The organism is Mesorhizobium sp. WSM4311 (genome assembly GCF_002295115.1).
GTDB lineage: Bacteria > Pseudomonadota > Alphaproteobacteria > Rhizobiales > Rhizobiaceae > Mesorhizobium.
The window spans coordinates 143,873-165,322 of record NZ_NSFV01000007.1 but is presented as its reverse complement, the minus strand read 5'-3'; the positions used below and the strand labels follow the sequence as shown (position 1 = coordinate 165,322).

The window sequence follows — 21,450 nt, the reverse complement described above, 5'->3', positions numbered from 1 at the left end:
GTTCGACGTCGATTGAAGGGGGATACTTCATGACGCTGATCCAGAAGCTGGCCGTTGCCTATGCTTTCCTGTTCTTCGCCGTCGTCGCCATCGGCTACATACCGGCGTTCAACGATGCCAATGGCAATCTGTTCGGCTTGTTCTCATTGCAATGGTACGACGACCTGCTGCACGCCTTCTCCGGCGTCTGGGCGCTGGCCGCCGCCTTCATCTCGCACCGCCAGGCGGTGTTCTATTTCAAGCTGTTCGGCTCGGTCTATCTGTTCGACGGCGTGCTCGGGCTGATCACCGGCTCCGGCTGCCTCGATGCCGGCATCTTCATCAACGGTTTCCGCTCCCTCAACGACATCGAGTTCCCCGCCCGCTTCTTCGCCAACCTGCCGCACATCGTCATTGGCGGCTTCGCCGTCTATGTCGGCTTCTGGCTGTCGAAGCGCATACACGACCACTTCGCCACGGCCTGACCGGCCATGTTGCTGTTCCGATGGCTGAAGCGCATCATCAAGACGATCATCTGGCTGATCGTCATCATCATCCTCATCCCGGTCGTCGGGCTGAGCTACGGTTTCCTGACGACGCCGGCGCCCGACAAGACGCCGTTGCCAGGCATTACCGATGGCGCGCCGCCCAAGGCGCTGGCCGACAAGGTCCGCGCCGAAATTCCCGGCTACCAACGGCCGGAGGAATCGACCTTCCTCACCTACCCCGAATGGGCGATCGTCTACGCCGCGCGCGAATATGCCGGCTTCGTCGCCAAGGACCAGCCGAGCGGCTTTCCCTACTGGTCCTATGTCGGCCGCTTCTGGCAGGATTATGTGACGGTGATCCGCGCCAGTTCCCCCTACAAGTTCAACTATGCCAACCACCAGATGCTGGTCATCATCGGCACCAGCCACTCAATTGAGCATATATTGCAATGGGCCTATGAGAACACGGTCGGCCGCGTCACCGAGGCGACATCGGCCAAGCGCACCGCCGCCGACATCTACCAGGCCAAGGTGGCGGCGGACTACGCCGCCTTCCTCGACCAGGTGCCGTGGTACCAGTTCGCCTATGCCGAAAAGCGCGCCGGCCTGTTTGCCGTGCAGCCGGCGCCAGGCGACAGCTCCGTCCGCACCAGCGAACGCAAGCTTGCCTTCGGCCTCGCCGACACCATCAAGCAGGGCTATGCCGACCTGATCAAAAAGGCACTTGCCGCGACCTCCGACCCGGCCTTCCTCGATGTCCATGTCTGGGCCAAGGGCCCGGTCGGCGAAGCCACCCGCAACGAGCCGGACACATTGCTGGAGCGCGACTACGGTGCCGACGGCACCGTCTTCGTCACCAGGCGCTATCAGGTCTTCACCGACATGATCCCGCGGCTGATCGACAAGGGCGTCTCCTTCGTCGAGATCGGCGGCAATGACGAGATCATGGTCACCATGCTGTCGACCGACTCGATCGCTGTTCCCGAAGGCATGCGCATCCTGTTCAGCTATCCGCTGCCGGCGGATCCTTCGACGCGCCGCACCGGCATGGTCGTGGCCGTGCGCAAGCTGCATCTGGTGCTGCCGTCGCTGATGAAAGCAGGCGCCAAGCTTGAACACGTCTACGATTATTGAGGCCTTTCGGCCACGCCCGGCAAGGATCAGACTGCCGCCATGCTCATTTCACAATCGGGGCCAAATCCCGCCTTGTTCGCGCGCGATGGAACGGTGCATGTTGCCTGACGGGCGACATGCACCTCTCGAAGGGACAAGACCGTGATCAAGACCGCCCTTGTCGCCATGACCATTGTCGGCTGCGACTGTGACGCCAAATTGTGCGAATATATCGGCGAGACGCCGGCCAAGTGGTCGACCATCGCCGAGTGCGAGGCCGCGATGAAGAGCCAGATCCTGCACCAGCGCAATTTCGACTATCCGCTGGTGTCCGGCATCTGCCGCACCAAGGGTTCATCATCCTCCTCGCAACTGGCCGCCACCGCATCGCGCCCCGAACTCAAGCCCGCCAGCAGGGTCGTGCGGACGGAAAGCCCGCTGCCGCCGGAACTGAGCCATCGGCCGAGCGTGCCCGTCGGCTCGCCGACGACGACCGTCGACGCGGACGCTGCCCGGCCCGTCGCCTACGAACAGATGGTCGATGGCGGAACCGGCGTGCTCTATCGCACGAAGAACGGCTATGCCGTGGTCAAGACCGATCTTGGCCGTGCGGCTTCCGCGACGGCTGATGCCGCAAAACGCTCCGTGAACTGGCTGGCCGGCCTGGTGCCGACGGGGCTGTAGTCAATGCATGTCGCCCAAAAGTGCGCAGCGGTTTTGCGACAACGACATGCATAAGGGAGAGATTTACATCTTGACCTTCAGGCTCTCCCAGAATTTATCGATCAGCGGCTGTTCGGTGGCCAGGTCCTCGCTGCCGACGCGCGTGACGAACAACAGCCCCTGATCGGCGAGGCCGTAGCCGACGATCTCGAAATACGCGGTGTCGGTGCGCGTCTTCACCTCGGCGCGGATGCCGGTCAACTCCTTGCCGTCGGCGAGCTTGCGCGTTGTCGGCTGCTGCGTCAGCGCCGCGCCGGCCTGCACCGATTCCCTGGTCATCTCCTGCAGCATCAGTTGGTTGAGCGACACCGGGTTCATCTTGCCATATTCCTGCACGACGACGATCGTGCCAAGCGCCGAAGCCATCAGATATTGCGTGATGTTCTCGCCGAGATCGGTCTTGGTCACCGAAATGCCGCTCGGATGGACGAAGGAGAAACTGTCGCCCGAAAAGGTGGCGAAGTCGTTGCGCTCGAGCGTCACCTTGCTCTGCTTACCGCCGGGCAGCGTGATGGTCCTGCTCTCGCCGGGGTCGATATCGACCGCCACGCCGTCGATGGTCAGCTTGAACGCCTTGAGGTCCTCGGCTCCGGCCGGTCCAGCGCACAGCGCGATGAGAGTGAGGGCTGCCGCTGATACCATGCGCATCGACTATTCTCCTGCTTATGCAACCCCGCTCAGCGCCTTGATGCCACGGTAGAAGGTCGAGGAAAACAGTTCCGTAGGGTCATAGTGCCGTTTCGCCGCCAGGAAGGCCGGCAGCTCGGGATAGCAGGCCTGCAATTCCTTGGCCGTGTAATGCAGCTGGTAGGGCAGGAAGAAGCGCCCGCCATGCTTGATCGTCACGTCGATCAGCGCCCGCGTCAGCGCCCGCATCCTCGCATTGCCGTCGGCATCGGTCGGCTGGTTGATGTAGAGCACCAGCGAATAGGCCGGCTCCGGCGCGTAGGTCAGCGCCACATCCTCCTTGTGGACGATGCGCACCGAGGCGTTGAGCACCGGCAGGGACTGATGGCGCAGGATCTCGCGCGCTTCGGTGATGAACGGATTATACGCAGCCCGTGGAATAAAATATTCGTGCAGTATGTCGGTTTCGTCGGTCAGATCGTTGAACAGATACGGCACCGAATCATGCATCGGGTTGTTGCGGGTGACGAGGCACGCCTCGCCTTGCGCCATGGCTGCCGTGCGCGCCACCGTGCAGCTCTCGAATTTCGGCTCCAGCGTCTTCTCGGTGAACCACTTCAGCTCCTGGAACAGGCTGCCCCATTTCGCCAGGTTGATGATCACCCGCTTCAGTCCGACCGAGCCCGGCTCGCCGATATCGGGCTGGTCGGCCGGCGGCTCTTCGGCCACCTTGTCGTAGCGATAGACGATCATGTCCTCGAGGAAATTGCCCGGCGCCGTCGACAGATGGCCGTAGAACAGGCCGATATCCTTGTTCGGCTCCAGCACCTCGGCGAAGAACTTTGGGAAATCGTCCGATTTGATGATTTCGCGCGAGGTGCGGTAGACGGCGTTGTCGACGATATCGAGCGTTGCCTCCACCACCACGCCGAACAGGCCGTAGCCGCCGACGACATGGCGGAACAGGTCGCTGTTCTGCGTGGCAGAGCAGGTGGTCACCGACCCATCGGCCAGCATCACCCGCATCGAGCGGATCGAGCCGGCAACCGAACCGGCCTGATGGTCCATGCCATGCGCGTTGACCGACAGCGAGCCGCCGACCGAAAAAATGTCGGTCGACTGCATCGCCTTCACCGCGAAGCGCGGATGCAGCATGTTCTGGATGTCGTGCCAGCGCGCGCCCGGCTTCAGCGTCATGGTCCTGGCCGCCGCGTCGACGCTGACCTTGTTGAATTTCTTGAGGTCGAGCACCAGCGCATTGTCGTCGAAGGCATGGCCGCCCATCGAATGGCGGATGGCGGCCAGCGACACTTTCAACCCGTTGGCGCGGGCGAAGGCCAACGCCCTGGCGATATGGTCCTCCTCGCTGACCTCGACCACGCCATAGACCGGCGTCCGCGACAGGCCGCTGGCATCGTTCATGTCGCCGCCCTTGGCCGACCAGGGTAGCGAAGGCTCAAAGGCTGGCGGACTGGCAATCGGTTTCAGCGGCAGGGCAATGCCATCGATGTCGGCGATGCGTCCGGCATTCTTCGGCCCTGAAGGCCCGCGCGCCAGCCGCGCCATTGTGGTTCCGCCCCACAGCACCGCGCCGCCGACGACAGCCGCACCGAGCACCAGCCGGCGCGATAGGCGAAACCCCTTCTGTTCGTCAGCCATGCAGATCCCCCGTTGGCCAAGGGATAGCGCGGCTCTTCGGCGAAAACCATAGGGGCCGCTACCGGGGCAGCGTTCCGCCACCTCAGTGGCCTGGCATGAGTGAACAGGAGCATGAAAATGGCCGATCCCCGAAGGAACCGGCCAACATTGGAGCAGGGTCTGAAAAGTACGGTCAGCAGGTCTGCCGACGCATGACGCTCGCGGCTACGAAGCCTTCTTGACCGACGTCACCATGCCGGTCTTGTCATCGACGGTTACCGCCACCTTGGCGCCGACCTTGAGTTTGCCGATCTTCGCTTCCGGCGACAGCTGATAGATCTTGCCGTCGTCGAGTGTAATCGACTTGGTCGTCGGATCGACCGCCTGGATGGTGCCCTGAACGGACGCGGCATAGGCCGTACCGAGGAAGGCGAGCAGAGCGGCGGTGGTTGCGAGGGTCTTCTTCATCGATAGCACTCCGTGCTGTTTCACTTTTCCGGGCTGCCGCCTTGCGCAACGACAGCACCGAACGAGCCGACACTGGGCCTGAAAGCCTGCTGGCCGCAAATCACGTTGAGTGACTTTTCGCAAAGGAAATCATAGGCTTAATTCTGACACATTGCTTGCGGCTGACGCAGTTTCCTGCCTTATCGTTTGCTTCGACGCGCGCCGTTCGTCCACGAAAAGAATCGTTTAGGCCATTGCAGCGGGCGCCTCGCGGCCATCACGCAGCCGCCATAATCCGCCCCGGATTGCATCACGAAACAGCCTGCTGATCTTCGGTTGATACAAGTTTTGTTGCATGGATCAGCTCAACCGCGATCTCAAAAAGGCGGATGAAACTCGCGCTGTGGTTGCAAATCCGAAATGAATGCGCGATGATTTCAACCGTCGCGACGGGGGACACGATGAAACTTGCAGTCCGGACCATGATATCCCTGATGCTGGCGTTTGCGCCGGGATTGGCCGGCGCACAAGGCCTGGATCCGGGCGACAAAACCGTCATCGTTACTCCCGACGATCCCAATATGGCTCTGGCTACCGCGAAGGCGCGCAGCAGACTGGATGAATTCCTGGCCTTGTCCGAGGCTCCTCCCCCTGGGACAGACACGTTCAAACTGAAGGTTAAGGTGCGGGATGGACACGTCACCGAACATTTCTGGGTCATCCCGTTCAGCCGCATCGGGGCCGGATTTGTCGGCATCCTGGCAAACCAGCCGGAGGGGGTGCACAATGTCGTCCTCGGCCAGGCCATAGAATTCACCAGGGACGACATTTCCGACTGGGGATACAGAAGCGGTGGACGTCAAGTTGGCAGCTTCACCGTCTGCGTGATGTTCAAGAAAATGTCCAAAGAAGAAGCAGACGCCATGCGCGAACAATATGGCTTCGACTGCTGACGGCGATCAACCCATCTCGTCCTTCGCGCCGATCTTGCGCACCAATGCGGCCGTCGCCAGCATGGCGCCCATGTCGGAGATCATCGGCGCGACATGCCTGGTGTAGTCGAGCGGCGCCGAAATCTCCGGCAGCTCGAAGAAATTCTTTGCCTGCGGCAACAGCAGGAACCCATCGCCGCCGTTGAGGGCGACGCGGGCCGGATCGTCCGGCCAGGTTTCGCCGAGCCATTTCAGCGCCTGCGCCAGCCGGCCGGTCACCAGCGGCCGCGCCGCCTCGACATTGTCGGTGCGGAATTCGTAGGCCGCGTCGAGCAATGGTTCGCCCGATGACAGCTCCTGCAGCTTGGAGCCGAACAGGCCGCGGAAAAAGCCGACGACCGCATTGGTCCGCCGCGTCGCCACCAGGATCCCCGGGAACGGCTCGACGGCCTCGAAAGCGACGATGACGCCCTTGAACGCCATCGATGAGCCCTTGCCGGTACCTTCGCGCAATTCGGCCTCGTAGAGCTCGAACGGAAACCCTTCGTAGCGGCCGGACACGACATCGTCGAAGGCTTGCCGGTTGAAGGGCCCGACCGCCTCGCGCGGCAGCCGGTCGAACGAGTTCGGCCTGCCGCCATGCTGATAACTGATGTCGCGGATGAAGCCGAAGATGATCGGCAGCAGCGTGTCGCGGAACGATTGCTGCAGCCGCGTCGCCGGCTTCATGGCCTGGAAATACAGCAGGATCGAAGCGGCAAAGCCGATGCAATAGAGGAACACATGCGGCGTCGAGAACCATTGCTCGTTGGGGTCGGCGACCTTGTTGAACAGCCAGGCGATCGCCGCCACGGCCACCAGCACCAGCCCGACGAACAGCGGCACCCGCCAGCGCACCTGCCGCACCGCCGAGGCCCGCGCCGCCTCATAGGCCTCGATGTTCTTCCGGATGCCGGCGATGACAGTCTCATCAGGCATGAAATCCGCTGCTTCCACCACCACCCCCCGCAAGCCTGACTACGATCATGATAGCTGGTTTTGCAGGAGCGGCGCCAGACGGATGAAGCGGTGATCCCTTCTCCCCTTGTGGGAGAAGGTGGCCGAGCGAAGCTCGGTCGGATGAGGGGTGTTCCAGCTTGACGCCGACGGCGCTTCGTCACCCACCCCTCAACCGTCTCGGCGCTAACGCGCCGATCCACCTTCTCCCACAAGGGGAGAAGGAAAGATCGCGCCCAACCGCCTCTCGACCCTTTCCCTCATCGCGCCCTCCAACCCTTCCACCGGCACGAGCCGCTCATGGCCGCTGCCCCGCAGCCGCACGAACGGATGCATCCGGTAGGCCGCAATCGCACCGCGCGTCTCGACATCCGCACTGACATCCACAACGAAAATCCCACCAATGCGCCCCGGCCATGGCTGTCGCGCCAGGGCGGTGCCGAGGAAATCGCCGAGCCCATAGGCGACGACGGTCTCGCCGATCAGCTCCACCGGTTGCACCACATGCGCGTGATGGCCGGCGATCAGGCCGACGCCCTGCCCGGCCAGGCGCCTGGCCAATGCACGCGTCCCGGCGCGCGGAAAGTGCCGGAACTCCCAGTCCCAATGCGGCACGGCGCAAAGAAGATCGAACCCGCGCCGCCAGCCGGCCGGATCACTGCCCATCGACACACGCCCTGCAAACAGGCTCTCATCTGCATTGCGCCACAGCGTGAAGGCCGCGAAGCCGACATTCAGCAGCCCGACTTTGATCGGCTGCACCGGGCCATCGGCGGCAAGGCCTATGCTGCCGATACCGAGCCGCTTCAGCGCCGCCACCGTCTCGTCGAAACCGGCGACGCCCTGGTCGAGCGCATGGTTGTTGGCCAGCGACAGCACCAGCTTTTCGCGCGCAAGACCGGCCGCGGCGAGCGCCTCTGCCAGAAACCGCTCGCTCATCGCATGGTGCGTGCCGAGCCTTGTGCCCAGCACCGCGCTCGGCCTGTCCACGACAGGGCTTTCGCAATTGCCGATCACCAGATCGGCGGAGCCAAGCAGCGCCTTGATCGCCGGATCGAAATCCGGCGTGCTGCCGTTGGCCACGGCCGAGATGTCGCCGATGAAGGCAAGCCGCACCGTCCGCCTTGGCGGCGGCTCCATCAACATCCCCGCCATCGGCGCAAACCCATTGCCGTCGCCGCCAAGCGACGGCTTAAGGAAACGCGGCAGCCAGGACAGTTTGTAGGAAAGCGGATAGTTCGACACGCAATGCCCAATCGTTTGCCTTGTTTAGACTGTCCCGTGGGCGGGTTGAAGCCGTCGTCAATCAACGATGTGGACAGCACATCGGCACTGACGGGCGCGACACCGCAAATAGCCGCAAATCTGTGTATGGTCGTCGGCGGCAAATGCTTGGGAGGGAAAGATGACACGAATAGCAAGCCTGATGGCATCCGCATTCATTCTGCTTGTGCCGCTGTCTTCGGCGCACGCCGCCGTGCCCGAAGGGGCAACCGCGCTTTTCGAGGCTAAGACCGTGGCCGCGCGCGACAGCGCCCTGTCGACGCTGGAGGCGGCCGCACCGAAAGATCCGGCATCGGCCTATGCCGCCGGCGCCGGTGAGTTCTTCACCGCACTTGAACTGCTCGCCAGCGGCCTGCACCGCCACGGCTTCGAAAGCCCGCAATCCTTCATGCTGCCGCTGATGCAGCTGCCGGTGCCCTCCAATCCCAATCCCGAGCCGCTGACCTACGAAGAGTTCCGCGCCATATTGGCGGCCTTCCGCGACAGGTTGGCAAAATCCGCCGCGACCCTGGGCTCGGTGCCGGCCGATGCCGATATCGGCATGGTCATCGACCTCACCCATGTCGGCATCGACCTCAACGAGGACGGCACGATCGCGCCGGACGAAAGCATGGCGGCCATCATGGCCGCGCTGTCGCACGGTGGCCTTTCGCAGGGCGATACCGCACCGGCGCTGACCTTCCGCTTCGACCGCGCCGACGGCTATTGGCTGCAGGGCTATGCCGAGTTCCTGACGGCGCAGGCCGATTTCTGGCTGGCGCATGATTTCAGAACCACTTTCGATGGCTCCTTCCACATGCTGTTCCCGCGCGCCAAGCTGCCCTTGCAGGATATTCTCGTGCCGCCCCCCAGCGAGATGGGCTCGAGCATGTTCGCCTCGGAATGGCGCATCGCCGATTTCATCTCGATGGTGCACATGATCAACTGGCCGGTGGTCGAACCGGAGCGCCGCAAGGCAGCCCGCCGGGAATTGCTCGAAATGATCCGGCTGTCGCGCGAGGACTGGAAGGCGATCCGCGCCGAGACTGACAATGACCGCGAATGGCTGCCTGGGCCACAGCAGAAGGGCGAGAACCCGCTGACCGGCCTCGACGTCGGCGAGGAGCAGGTTCAGGCCTGGCTCGCCACCTTGACCATGGCCGAGGACCTGCTCGAGGGCCGCGCGCTGCTGCCGCATTTCCGCATCGCCGGCAAGGGCATCAACATGAAGCGCTTCTTCGACGAGCCGAAGCCCTTCGACCTGGTGCTGTCGATCACCGGCCCTGGAATCGCGCCTTATCTCGAAAGCGGCAGGATCCTGACCAGCGAGGATTTCGACCAGATCCAGCGCGAATTCGGCAGCGGCGGGTTTTTGACGTTCGCGCTGTGGTTCAACTGAGCGGCCTATCAGAACCTGGGTCCCTACCCTCGCTGGGCGCGGGAGAAGTATCCAATATCCACCGGAACCGCGCCAGCAATTCCGGGAAAATCGTGAAACGGTTTTCCCGCGGGAATTGTGTCAAACAAAGAGTTGGAAAAGCCATCGCTGGAGCCGCAGCAGCCCGGCCATGGCGGCGGCTATCAGTGCGTTCGATATCACGCCGATCGCCGCGGTCGTCCAGGCGATGTCGCCGGATTGGCCAAGGACAACGAACGGAAATCCAGCGGCGATGACGACAATCGCCGCGCACAATCCAAGCCAGGCCACGCCCGCCCATTTGATCGGCCGGCTCAGGAAATAGGCGATCCCGACCAGCAGGATCCTGAGCGGGTCCAACAGCTGGGCGATGACGATGGCGGTCAGAAGCATGAACGGGGACTTGGACTGGAGTACCAAAAGCCTTAGCGCGGAAACCCGTGCAGCCGGCCAAGCAGCCACTGCAGCGGATTGCCGACGAAGGCGCGGGTGACGAACGTGTCATGGGCGGCATCGGAGGCGAGCAAGGCGATGGTTCCGGCTTCGAGCCGACGCGGCGGATCGGTGCTAGCGTCGATGCCCTGGCCCGCCAGCAACTGCCTGATCTCGGCATTGCCGGAGGCCGAGGACTTGCCATAGGCGCTGACGAAGAAACCCTTCCGGTGCTGCGTGATCCAGCTGGCGAAGATGTCGGCATCGTCGAAGACCGCGTCGAGCAGGATGACGCCGAGCAGGCGGCCGCCGATGTCGCCGTTCCTCAAAATGAAGGCGGCCGGGTTGTAGCCGCCGCTATACGCCGCCAGCACCACCGGCATGGTGTCGAATTTTATCGCCTTGGCGCCGGTCAGTTTGGCCAGGCCTTGCGCCGCCTCGGCCATGAACCCGGCAAAATAGCCCGGCGTCCAGAAATTGCCGGCGCTGGAATCCTGCGCATTGCTGGCGAATTGCGGCGCCACCAGAACGGCGTTGAGGCCGGACGCCTCGACCTGCGCGACGACACGCTGGCGGCCGACCACATCGCGCTGCAAGGTGGCGCCATTGCCGTGGAAGAACACCACGATGACCGCCGGCTTGGCCGGATCGAACCCTTTCGGCACCGCCAGCAGCGTCGAGCGGTCGGAATAGGTCTCGTCTTCCCAATAGATGCCGCCGCGCGGCGAGGTGTGGCCACGCCGTCCGTCCGCCGCCGTGACGTCGAGAAACGGCGCGGAGCCGTCGGGCAGCTTGCCACGGTAGGGAAAGGGCGACGCCTTGAACGGCACGATGGTGGATATGGCCTTGCGCAAGCGCGCCCCCTGGCTCGCCACCGGAAACACCGCCGTGGCCAGCAATCCGGCGACGATGGCGCGCCGGTCCGGCATCAGGCCGCCACCAGCCGGATGGACGGCGCCTTCGACGGCAACAGGACGGCGAAGAAGGCCGGGATGGCGATGAGATAGGCGATCGCCGCCCATTGCAGGACGGCGCTTAAGCCAAAGCTGGTGGCGACGATCGGCACGGCGGCCGAGCCGATGACCGAGAAACAGCCATTGATGCCCCAGGCCCAGACGAAAAGATGCTCCTTGCCGAGCCGCGCCAGCCAGGTCATGGCGGTGGCCATCGGCATGCCCATCAGGAAGGCCGGCGGCGACACCAAAAGGAAGCAGAGCAGCAGGCGCACCGCATAGGGATAGGCGCCGATCCGGTCGAGCACCGGCGACAGATAGAAGCCATAGGCGAGCAGCAGCCCGCAGACCGCCAGCAGCACGATCGGCAGCAGCGTCCTGGCGCGGTCGAAGATGCGCTCGGCAAACAGGCTGCCGAGCCCGGAAAACACCAGCATCGAGGAGATCAGCACCGAGGCCGACACGGTCGGGTTGGCGAGCGCCACCGTAAAGCGGCTGATCAGCCCGACCTCGACCATGATGTAGCCGAGGCCGAGACAGGCGAAATAGAGGACGGTGCCGAGCTTGCCGCGCGAGCGCGAGAACACGATGCGCCAGCCGAAGATGACCGGCAGCAGCACCAGTGATGCCGCCGTGATGCAGGCGATGCCGAGCGTCGCCCAGATCAAGAGATAGCCCCAATCGTCCTGGAACAGGTCGAGCCGGTCGAGCGTGCGCGGCAAATCGGCGACCTTCACATAGGCGGCGAAATAGGGCTGGTCGTTGCTCAGCGCCCGGGTGTCGAAGACGTAGTCGCCGGCAAGTTTTTCCCAGCCGCCGGTCAAAAGCGCGTGCCAGCTCATGCGCTGCAGTTCCGTCGCCGGCAGCACTTGCGGGCCGGCATCGCCGCCGGCCCCCGCACAGGCGTCGAGCGTCGGATCGGCCGGCGCCGTCGGGTCGCAATCGGGATTTGCCGGCGCGGTCGGGTCGGCAGGCGCGGTCGCGCCGGCGGCCGGCTGCTGCGTCAGTGTCGCGTCCTGTCCGCTGCCGAAGATCGAGGCGCGATAATCGTCGAGCACCTTTTGTGCGCCCGAACCGTCATAGGTCATTCCTGGATAGTAGACCTCCTCCCAGGACATCGACTTGGTGTAGTCGCGCAGCGTCTTGATTTCGGCCTCGGTAAAGCCGCCGCGCTTGAACAGCACGGTCGTGGTCGAGAGGTAACTCGAGACCGCGAAGATGTCGTTGGCGGCGCCCTGGCTGTCGAAGGTCCTCGCCGCCTCGGCGACGGTCGAATAGAGCTTCAGAACCGATTTCGGCGGCTCTTCCTTGTTCCACAAGGTGATCGACAGCACGCCGCCATCGGCCAGCGCGTGCATGTAGCTAAGCATCGCTTCGCGCGTGTAGGCGTATTTTTCCGAGATGGCGAAGCCGCCGGGATTGGACAGGCCGACACTGTCGGCGAGGCTGAGGTCGATAACGTCGTAGCGCTCCGTCGTGTTGGCCAGGAACAGCCGCCCATCATAGTCGATGACCTTGAGCCGCGGCTCGGCCAGGATGTCGCCGGTGACATCCTTCAGCACAGGGTCGCGGAACGCCCGCAATGTCATCGGATTGCTCTCGGCGACGGTCACCGAGGTCGAATCGGCATTGAGCGCCGCCTGCGTAGAGATGCCGCCGCCGAACTGCACGACGAAGGTTTTGGGCTTATCCTTGATGACATAGGGATAGTGCATCGGCAGATAGCGGAAATAGACCTGCTCGGCCGGCGCCAGGTTGCGCATGATACCTTCAGGCCCGTCGCCGTCGCGATACATGCCGACATAGGTGTTGGCCGGCACTTCAGGCATGCCGAAGGCGGCATTGTCGCTCAGGCCCGGCGCGAAATGCATGTAGGAGCTGGCATAGACCTGCAGATCGCCGAAGGGCGAGACGCTGCGGTAGATGCGCTTGCCGTCCGGAAAATTGCGGGCATAGGCGACGCCCTTGTATTGCGATACGGCTATGTCGGGTATGCCGAGCAGGCTGGGCAGCATGAGATAGCCTGATATCGACAGCGCCGCGACCACGACGCCGGCGACGACGCTCTTCCAGGCGCCGAAAGCAACAAACCACAGCAGCGAACCGGCGGCCCACAAAAGCAGCGGCACGACGATGATGGTTTCCGGCGCGAACAGATAGAGCGAGACCAGCACGGCGAGGCCGGCAAGCCCCGAACCGGTGAGGTCGGCGAAATAGACGCGGCCGAAGGCCATGCGGCTTTTCAGGAAGACGATGCCGAGGAAGAACGCGCCGGCCAGGAACGGCAGGAGATAGAGCAGGAAATTGGCGAGCAGCCGCCATTTCTGCGCCGGATCGGACACCAGGAAGATGGCGTTGAACGGTACCGTCTGGGCAACCAGGTTGGAGCCGACGGCGAGCGGGCCGATGAGCAGCAGGGCCGCAGTGGCGGCCCCTTGCCAATGGCGGTCGAACCAGCCCTTGCCGGCGAAGATGACGACGCTGGACAGCGAAAAGCCGAGCATGGCGAGGCTGACCACCAGCGAGCCGAAATGCGACCAGCTGCCGACCGCGAACACCCGCATGACGGCGATCTGCAGGGCGATGATGGCGCCGGCGACCAGCCCGACCGCGAGGTAGTGCGCCGGCCGTGGCGCCTCCAGGGAAGGGATGCTCAGGCGGGAATTCGATGCAACGGCTGCCATTCAGGTCCCTTGATGCCGCAAATGCTCAGCCGTTGTGCGTGCCGACGATCTGGTCGCCCTCGAGCTTCGTGAACGGCACGAATGGCACCACCTTGCCATTGTAGATGTCCGAGCGGACGATGTTGAACGTGCCGTCGGCGAGCTGCTGCTTGGTCACCTTGAGCACGTGCTGCGCGCCCGGCGGGCCGACCGGAATGACCATCACGCCGTTGGGCTTCAGCTGCTGCAGCAGCGACGGCGGGATGTGGTCGATGCCGCAGGTGACGATGATCTTGTCGAACGGGCCGACGCTTTCCCAGCCATAATAGCCGTCGGCATTGCGGCTGGTGACCGAACCGAACTCACTGTAGCCGCGCTCGACCAGCCCGTCATAGGTGCGCCGCGTGCGCTGCGCCAGCGGATTGATGATCTCGATCGTGTGCACCTTGTCGGTGAGGTTGGCGAGATAGGCCGACTGGTAGCCCGAGCCGGTGCCGATCTCGAGCACGGCCTCGCCGAATTGCACGTCGATCGACGTCGTCATCCGCCCGACGAGGTGCGGACCCGAAATCGTCACGCCATAGCCGATGTCGAGGAAGGCATGGTCATAGGCGCGCCCCACATTCTGCGGCAGCACGAATTCCTCACGCGGTGTCAAAAGGAAGGCGCGCTTGTTGCGGTCGTCCAGCACGTCCTTGTTGTAGACCATGATCTGGAAGCGATCGAATCGCTGCGCCAAAAGCTTCGGATCCTCGCCGCGATTGGCCACCATCCAGTCAATGAACGATTTCTTGTCGTTGATCGGCACTTCGGCGTTGCGGTCGTAGGGCACGGGCACGTTGGCCCTGACCGCGGCCGGAAGAATGGAGAACGCCGCCGCACCCGCCGACAGCGTCAAGAAATCTCGACGCTTCATGGAAAAAGCCTCCAAAAGTGGCCTTTGCCACCCCAAAACCAAGCACTTCAACCCGATTGCACCGCCTCCCAAAACGAGTCAATGGGCGTCGGGGGACGACCGTGCGGGCCGAAAAAATGTGGCAAGCGGGCAACAGTTTCGCCGATGCCATCGGCTTTTTCAGGGCCGTGTAACGGCACGCCGCATTGCCGCAGGGCCCGCCGGAGCGACCTTGCCTTATATTAGCAATGGCTGTTTTGCTTGACTCGGTCGCCAAAAACAGGCAGCAAACCTGCATCGGAAGGGCTGAAATACCGCGTGCATGATCGTGGACGAGCCTTTTTTGGCACAAAGTCCACGTCTCTCGGTTGGTTTTGAGAGGGATTGGTTAACCAACTTTGTCCATATTTTGAAGCAATCGGCAATCAACGACAGGCGCGGCAAACGCGTCGGGGACCACCCTGGGATCACTCGCAGAATGGTCGTCGCGGCTGACAAGGCCACGTACGGGGAAAACCGATTGGAGCGAGATTGGTTGCATGGCGTTGTCGAGTAAACACAAAATAATCCGGGACCAGCGCGAGGGCGGCGAGTTCGTCGATGCGCAGCGCACCCCTTCCTTCAATCCGAAACGGATCGTCCGCTGGGTCGCGGTCCCCGGTGCCAGCGCCGCCGTCGGCCTCTGGCTGATCGGCACCATGGCCGGCCTCAGCTCCGTCGGTGCGTCGCTGTCGGCGACATCGAGCGGCCTGCCTCAGACGCTGGCCATGCCGGGCTCGCTGGCGATGGCCGATCCGCTGAAACAGCATTTCCTGAGGTCTTCGGCGCCGTTCGTGCTGGCCAATGCCCATGGCGGCAGCCAGGCCTTGCATGACCATGCCGTGCAATGCGGCGCCACCTGCTTCAAGCTGGCCCGTGTGAGCCCGCTGGGTGAGAAATCCGCGCGCCTCGCGGCCCACGCAAGGCCGGAACAGCCAATCTTGAAGTCGAAGGCGCAGGAACGCTTCGACCGCATGGAGGCGTCGCTGTCGCCGACCAAGCTCGCCGCCGCCTTTGCCGGCGCCGGCAAGCCCGTCGCCACGGCCGACGCCCGCCCGGTGATTTCCACGGCCGCGCCGCAGATTACCGAGGCCTCGCTGGTTCCGTCGGTCCAGGTGATGGCCAGCCTGTCGAGCGACATGCCGGCTCCGGTGGCGGAACGCTTTGCCCGTGCCGATACCGGCGCCGTCGTCCAGACCGCGCCGGCGCCGATGGGCCTCGCCCAGTCGCAGGCGCCTGACAACACGCAGCTGGCGCTGGCCCTCGTCCAGTCGCTGCCCGTCGAGGACGAAGCATTTGCCTCTCCGCTGCCGATGACCGAATCTTCTGCCGATGTCGCGGTTGCGCCTGCCGAGACCCAGCCGCAACAGCCCGGCGACGCTGCCTCGCTGCCGGATGCGCTGACCGACGACGTGCCGCTGCCGACCCGCCGCCCGCAATATGACGCGCCGCGGCAGCCAAGGGCCGTGGTGGATCAGGATGAGCCGGCGCCGCAGCCCAAGATTGCTCAGCCCAAGATCGCGCAGCAAAAGCCGGCGCCGGAGGCAAAGCCGGTCCAGCAGGCCCAGCCCGCAAGGCCGGCCCGGGCCGGCCGCGACGGCGGCGATGTGCTGGCCTATGCCAAGCCGGACACGCCTTCGGGCGGCCTTGGCCAGGCGTTCAGGAACCTCTTCAACGGACCGAGCGGCGGAAGTGGAGCCGGCCACGGCGTCGCGGTCTATGACATCAGCGCCAAGACCGTCTACATGCCGGACGGCCAGCGGCTCGAGGCCCATTCCGGCCTCGGCGCCATGGTCGACCAGCCGCGCTATGTCCATGTGAAGGATCGTGGCCCGACGCCCCCCAACACCTACAATCTGTCGCTGCGTGAATCGCGCTTCCATGGCGTCGAGGCATTGCGCCTGACTCCGGTCGGCGGTGGCAACAAATACAACCGCAACGGCCTGCTCGCCCACACCTACATGCTGCGCGGCGGCCGCGCCGAGTCCAATGGCTGCGTGGTCTTCAGGGACTATTCCCGCTTCCTCGCCGCCTTCAAGAAAGGCAAGGTCACACGCCTCGTCGTGGTGCCGCGCCTCAACGGATCGCCGACCCAGGTCGCGACGGACAACGCCCGCGGCGCCTGACCGCGGGCGGATGCCCCTCGGCAACTGCCTCCTCCTGACAGCCTGCTGTCAGGAGCTGCATCGGGGCATGCGCCTAGCCGCATCGCGCTCTTTCCATTTTCGCCAAGACCTCCCATATTCGGGGCATGGCCAAATCCCCCGATAAAAGAACGCCGCCGACGGCGAATGACGATCGCGCCGCGCCGAAGCGGCGCAGCCCGCTGACCGATTTCCTCGACGCCTCCGAGCCGCTGCATAAAGGTGGCTTTGCCGAGATGCCGCAGCCCGAACTGTCGGGCACGCCGCTGACCGGTTCGATCGCCGACTGGGCCGAACAGATCGAGCAGGAGGCGGAGCGCGAAGGGCGCCAGGCTGGCAAGGGCGACGGCGGCAAAGCGCCAAGACCATCCAAGAAGGTTCCCGAGCGTTCCTCCGCGCCCGGGCGCACGGCGCGCGGCACCTCGATGGGCGGCGCGGCCACCGCTCGCGAACGCGCCGCGGCCGGCCTCAATCCGGTCGCCGGCCTCGATATCTCGCTGGAAGAAGCCGAGACGATGACGTCGAGCGGCGTCACCGCGACGGTCGCCGCGCTCTCGGCGCTGATCGAATCCGGCAATCCGCTGCACAAGGATGGCGTGCTGTGGACGCCGCACCGCCCTGCCCGGCCGGAAAAGTCGGAAGGCGGCATCGCCATCAAGATGGTGTCGGACTTCGAGCCGGCCGGCGACCAGCCGACCGCCATCAAGGACCTTGTCGAAGGCGTCGACAACAACGACCGCACCCAGGTGCTGCTCGGCGTCACCGGCTCGGGAAAAACCTTCACCATGGCCAAGGTGATCGAGGAGACGCAGCGCCCTGCCCTGATCCTGGCGCCCAACAAGACGCTGGCCGCGCAGCTCTATTCCGAGTTCAAGAAATTCTTCCCCGACAATGCGGTGGAGTATTTCGTCTCCTATTACGACTACTACCAGCCGGAAGCCTACGTTCCGCGCACCGACACCTTCATCGAGAAGGAATCCTCGATCAACGAACAGATCGACCGCATGCGCCACTCGGCGACGCGCTCGCTGCTCGAGCGCGACGACGTCATCATCGTCGCCTCGGTGTCCTGCATCTACGGTATCGGTTCGGTCGAGACCTATACGGCGATGACCTTCCAGATGCAGATCGGCGACCGGCTCGACCAGCGCGCTTTGCTCGCCGACCTCGTCGCCCAGCAATACAAGCGCCAGGACATCAATTTCGTGCGCGGCTCGTTCCGCGTGCGCGGCGACACGATCGAGATCTTCCCGGCCCACCTTGAGGACCGCGCCTGGCGCATCTCGATGTTCGGCGACGAGATCGAGCAGATCACCGAGTTCGATCCGCTGACCGGCCAGAAGACCGGCGAGCTGAAAAGCGTCAAGATCTACGCCAACTCGCACTATGTGACGCCGCGCCCGACGCTCAACCAGGCGATCAAGTCGATCAAGGAAGAGCTCAAGCAGCGGCTGGTGGAACTGGAGCGCGCCGGCCGCCTGCTGGAGGCGCAGCGGCTGGAGCAGCGCACCCGCTTCGACCTCGAAATGCTGGAAGCCACCGGCTCCTGCGCCGGCATCGAGAACTATTCGCGTTATCTCACCGGCCGCCAGCCGGGCGACCCGCCGCCGACCTTGTTCGAGTATATCCCGGACAATGCACTGGTGTTCATCGACGAAAGCCACGTCACCGTGCCGCAGATCGGCGGCATGTATCGCGGCGACTTCCGGCGCAAGGCGACGCTGGCCGAGTATGGCTTCCGCCTGCCCTCCTGCATGGACAACCGGCCGCTGCGCTTCGAGGAATGGGACGCCATGCGCCCGCTGTCCGTCGCCGTTTCGGCGACCCCGGGCGGCTGGGAAATGGAACAGTCCGGCGGCGTCTTCGCCGAGCAGGTCATCCGCCCGACCGGCCTGATCGACCCGCCGGTCGAGGTGCGCCCGGCGAAAAGCCAGGTCGACGATGTCGTCGGCGAGATCCGCGAGACCACGGCCGCCGGCTACCGCACGCTGGTCACGGTGCTGACCAAGCGCATGGCCGAGGATTTGACCGAATATCTGCACGAACAGGGCGTGCGCGTGCGCTACATGCACTCCGACATCGACACGCTGGAGCGCATCGAGATCCTGCGCGACTTGCGCCTCGGCGCTTTCGACGTGCTGGTCGGCATCAACCTTTTGCGCGAAGGCCTGGATATTCCCGAATGCGGCTTCGTCGCCATTCTCGATGCCGACAAGGAAGGTTTTTTGCGCTCCGAAACCTCGCTCATCCAGACCATCGGCCGCGCCGCCCGCAACGTCGACGGCAAGGTCATCCTCTATGCCGACCAGGTCACCGGCTCGATGGAGCGGGCGATGGCCGAAACCAACCGCCGCCGCGAAAAGCAGATGGAGTGGAACGCCGCCAACGGCATCACGCCGGAATCGGTCAAGTCGCGCATCTCCGACATTCTGGACTCGGTCTACGAGAAGGACCATGTCCGCGCCGACATCTCGCAGTTCACCGACAGCGCCGGCGCCATGATGGGCAACAACCTCAAGGCGCATCTCGACGCGATGGAAAAACAGATGCGCGACGCCGCCGCCAATCTCGACTTCGAGAAGGCCGCCCGCATCCGCGATGAGATCAAGCGGCTGCGCGAGATGGAACTGTCGATTTCCGACGACCCGCTGGCCAAATACGCCGACATGGAAAGCCCGGTCTCGGGCCGCGAAAAGGGCAAGCACAACGAGGGCGTGGCCAAGCATCGCACGGCTGAGGAACAGGAACGTTTCCGCAAGCTCGACGAAGCACGCGCCGCCGAAGAGGCCGCCAGGGCTGCCCGGCCCAACCTGTTCCGCAAGCCTGATCTCGACGAGATGGGCGCCGACGGCGCCGTGCCGGTGAAGAAGCCGCTGTTCGCCAAACCCTCGATCGACGATATGGGGCCCGGCACCGACATGCCGACGCCCGCGGGTGCGGTGTCACGCTCGCTGTTCAAGAAACAGTCGGCGTCCGAAGCGCACGGTTCCGACTTCGGTATTCCGGGCGAGCCGGTCAAGCCGCTGTTCAAGAAGAACTCTCTGGACGAGATGACCGTGCGGCGCACGGAAAAGCCGGTCGAAGGAAAAGTGCCGGCGAAGCCCCAGCCGATCTCCCCCCTCGTGGGGGCCGGTAGGACAGGCGCGACAGATCGCGACGACAAACCAATCATCCGCCAGCGCGCCGGAATCGGCTCCTACGAGGACCCAGGCGACGCCCGCCGCGAAAAGCGCCGGCCTGGGAAAACGGGCAGGCCGGGGAAGTAGCGGCCTGTAAACATTACGTTTCGATCGGTTGCGATTTTCAAGCGCCATCACCTAGAATAAGTGATGGTGGTCGTTCGCAGACTTGATGAGAAAGAGTTCAAAGCCTGCTTCGCTGAGCCGATGACGAATGTCACCGCCACGGTGAATGCCGTCGTAGACATATGGCCCTATGTCGACGCACTGGACCTCAACGATATCGGTGTGCCCTACCTGAACGACGTACACTATGTTTACCGGGATGCCCAAAATCGGTTTGACCAGGTTTTGATTGGCACAGGCAGGGGTCTCAGGTGACCGCCGCTTAGTTCATATTCCTTGTTGAGGTCGAGCAGGAAATGGCCGAACACCTTTGCCGGCCGACTGGACCATGCGCCTTCCCTTGTCAGTCGCCGGCCGAAGCGATACGGCCGTGGGGCTCTCGTCTCCCGCCTAAACCTCACGCAGCCGCGCGAAATGAAACCCAAGGATATCGCAGCCTACGCCTTCCTGGCCGTCACCTGGGGCCTGTCGTTCCTCGTGCTGCTCAAGGTGGTACACGCATTCGGCTGGGTCGGCGCGGTGACCTTGCGCTCGCTGATCGCCGGCATCACGCTCTTCCTGCTGGCGGCGGCGACGCGGCGACGGCTCGATTTCAGCGCCGGCTGGCGGCACTTCGCCATGGTTGGCGCGACGACCGTCGCGGCGCAGCTGATCGGCCTGTCCTACGCCACGCCGCGTATCGGCACGGCGATGGCGGCCATTCTCGTTGCCGCGATCCCGCTGTTCTCGATGATCCTTGGCCAGTTATGGGGGCTCGAGCGCATCACCGTTCGCGGGCTGGCCGGCTTGCTGCTCGGCGCTGCGGGCATCGTGGTCTTGGTCGGCTTCCCTTCGGTGCCGATCACGCCGTCCTTCGCATTCGGCTGCGCCGCCTCGCTGTTCAGCTCCTTCTCCGCCGCCTTCGGCAGCAACTACGCCAATCGCCATCTGCGCTCGGCCGGCTCGTTCGAACTCACCGGCGCCGCCTTTCTGTTCGGCGGGCTGATGACACTGCCGCTGCTGCTGGCCGTCCCGGTGCCGGCCATGCCGCGCCCTGTCGATTTCCTCTATCTCGCCCTTCTCGCTTGCGTGATGAGCGCGCTGACCTATGTCGTCTACTTCCGGCTGGTGGCCAGCATCGGCGCGACCAGGGCGATCAGCGTCGAATTCGCCGTGACCACGATCGCCGTGCTGGTTGGCACTGTCATGCTCGGCGAGTCGCTGACCATCATCCAGGCCTTCGGCGCGGTAGCAATCATCGGTGGCTGCATATTGGTGCTGGATCCGTTCCCGCACCGGGCGAAAGCGGCGGCCTTGCCATCCGCACCGCCCTTGGTGTAATCGCTTCGCACACTCGAACGTCTTGAAAGGAGGGCTGCGTGTCTATTGATCACCATCGTCAGCGTGGCCCGATTTC

Annotated in this window: 18 protein-coding genes; 9 read left to right on the top strand and 9 right to left on the bottom strand. The window is 64.0% G+C overall.

Annotated elements, in window-relative coordinates:
• The first annotated feature begins 29 nt into the window (after nt 1-29).
• The 3 genes from CK226_RS19960 to CK226_RS19950 all read left to right on the top strand — a co-directional run bounded on the left by CK226_RS19960 (nt 30) and on the right by CK226_RS19950 (nt 2,264).
• Entirely contained in the window at nt 30-464 is a 435-nt protein-coding gene (locus tag CK226_RS19960; protein ID WP_095792823.1) for a hypothetical protein, read from the top strand.
• A 6-nt stretch (nt 465-470) separates the two neighbouring features.
• Nucleotides 471-1,601: a hypothetical protein gene (locus CK226_RS19955; RefSeq protein ID WP_095792822.1), complete on the top strand. Its 1,131-nt coding sequence runs from the start codon at nt 471-473 to the stop codon at nt 1,599-1,601.
• 141 nt (nt 1,602-1,742) lie between these two features.
• Nucleotides 1,743-2,264: a hypothetical protein gene (locus CK226_RS19950; protein WP_095773568.1), complete on the top strand. Its 522-nt coding sequence runs from the start codon at nt 1,743-1,745 to the stop codon at nt 2,262-2,264.
• Nucleotides 2,265-2,327: 63 nt separating this feature from the next.
• Here the strand turns inward: CK226_RS19950 and CK226_RS19945 are convergent, their stop codons facing one another.
• The 3 genes from CK226_RS19945 to CK226_RS19935 form a co-directional block, all read right to left on the bottom strand.
• On the bottom strand, nt 2,328-2,951 hold the full coding sequence (locus CK226_RS19945) for a hypothetical protein (RefSeq protein ID WP_095792821.1): 624 nt from the start codon (nt 2,949-2,951) through the stop codon (nt 2,328-2,330).
• A 15-nt stretch (nt 2,952-2,966) separates the two neighbouring features.
• Nucleotides 2,967-4,589, bottom strand: a complete 1,623-nt coding sequence (locus tag CK226_RS19940) for an FAD-binding oxidoreductase (protein ID WP_095792820.1) — start codon at nt 4,587-4,589, stop codon at nt 2,967-2,969.
• Nucleotides 4,590-4,793: 204 nt separating this feature from the next.
• A complete protein-coding gene (locus CK226_RS19935) occupies nt 4,794-5,036 on the bottom strand; it encodes a DUF1344 domain-containing protein (protein WP_095792980.1) in 243 nt (80 codons plus the stop codon).
• Nucleotides 5,037-5,476: 440 nt separating this feature from the next.
• On the opposite strand from CK226_RS19935, the gene CK226_RS19930 reads away from it, so the two are divergent.
• Nucleotides 5,477-5,968: a DUF2314 domain-containing protein gene (locus CK226_RS19930; protein WP_095792979.1), complete on the top strand. Its 492-nt coding sequence runs from the start codon at nt 5,477-5,479 to the stop codon at nt 5,966-5,968.
• A 6-nt stretch (nt 5,969-5,974) separates the two neighbouring features.
• On the opposite strand, the gene CK226_RS19925 is transcribed toward CK226_RS19930, so the two are convergent.
• Entirely contained in the window at nt 5,975-6,925 is a 951-nt protein-coding gene (locus CK226_RS19925; protein ID WP_179301089.1) for a DUF3137 domain-containing protein, read from the bottom strand.
• A gap of 204 nt (nt 6,926-7,129) precedes the next feature.
• Nucleotides 7,130-8,188, bottom strand: a complete 1,059-nt coding sequence (locus CK226_RS19920) for a CapA family protein (RefSeq protein WP_095792819.1) — start codon at nt 8,186-8,188, stop codon at nt 7,130-7,132.
• A 160-nt stretch (nt 8,189-8,348) separates the two neighbouring features.
• On the opposite strand from CK226_RS19920, the gene CK226_RS19915 reads away from it, so the two are divergent.
• Nucleotides 8,349-9,605 (top strand): hypothetical protein, encoded by a 1,257-nt coding sequence (locus CK226_RS19915; protein WP_095792818.1) that lies wholly within the window; start codon nt 8,349-8,351, stop codon nt 9,603-9,605.
• Nucleotides 9,606-9,725: 120 nt separating this feature from the next.
• Here CK226_RS19915 and CK226_RS19910 read toward each other — a convergent pair whose 3' ends face one another.
• Genes CK226_RS19910 through CK226_RS19895 form a run of 4 tightly spaced genes read right to left on the bottom strand, consistent with a single transcriptional unit; the run spans nt 9,726 to nt 14,587 of the window.
• Nucleotides 9,726-10,016: a hypothetical protein gene (locus CK226_RS19910; protein ID WP_095792817.1), complete on the bottom strand. Its 291-nt coding sequence runs from the start codon at nt 10,014-10,016 to the stop codon at nt 9,726-9,728.
• Between the two features lie 32 nt (nt 10,017-10,048).
• On the bottom strand, nt 10,049-10,984 hold the full coding sequence (locus CK226_RS19905) for a hypothetical protein (RefSeq protein WP_095792977.1): 936 nt from the start codon (nt 10,982-10,984) through the stop codon (nt 10,049-10,051).
• The gene (locus tag CK226_RS19900; protein ID WP_095792816.1) at nt 10,984-13,692 is read right to left on the bottom strand and encodes a hypothetical protein; all 2,709 of its coding nucleotides are present in this window, start codon (nt 13,690-13,692) and stop codon (nt 10,984-10,986) included. The genes CK226_RS19905 and CK226_RS19900 overlap by 1 nt, the downstream gene beginning before the upstream one ends.
• A gap of 25 nt (nt 13,693-13,717) precedes the next feature.
• Nucleotides 13,718-14,587: a protein-L-isoaspartate O-methyltransferase gene (locus CK226_RS19895; protein ID WP_095792815.1), complete on the bottom strand. Its 870-nt coding sequence runs from the start codon at nt 14,585-14,587 to the stop codon at nt 13,718-13,720.
• Nucleotides 14,588-15,105: 518 nt separating this feature from the next.
• On the opposite strand from CK226_RS19895, the gene CK226_RS19885 reads away from it, so the two are divergent.
• The 4 genes from CK226_RS19885 (at nt 15,106) to CK226_RS19865 (ending at nt 21,374) form a co-directional block, all read left to right on the top strand.
• Nucleotides 15,106-16,731 (top strand): tlde1 domain-containing protein, encoded by a 1,626-nt coding sequence (locus tag CK226_RS19885; protein ID WP_095792814.1) that lies wholly within the window; start codon nt 15,106-15,108, stop codon nt 16,729-16,731.
• 125 nt (nt 16,732-16,856) lie between these two features.
• On the top strand, nt 16,857-20,015 hold the full coding sequence (uvrB, locus tag CK226_RS19880; protein WP_095792813.1) for an excinuclease ABC subunit UvrB: 3,159 nt from the start codon (nt 16,857-16,859) through the stop codon (nt 20,013-20,015).
• A 63-nt stretch (nt 20,016-20,078) separates the two neighbouring features.
• On the top strand, nt 20,079-20,309 hold the full coding sequence (locus tag CK226_RS19875; RefSeq protein ID WP_179301088.1) for a hypothetical protein: 231 nt from the start codon (nt 20,079-20,081) through the stop codon (nt 20,307-20,309).
• 159 nt (nt 20,310-20,468) lie between these two features.
• Nucleotides 20,469-21,374, top strand: a complete 906-nt coding sequence (locus CK226_RS19865) for a DMT family transporter (protein WP_095792811.1) — start codon at nt 20,469-20,471, stop codon at nt 21,372-21,374.
• Nucleotides 21,375-21,450: the final 76 nt, after the last annotated feature.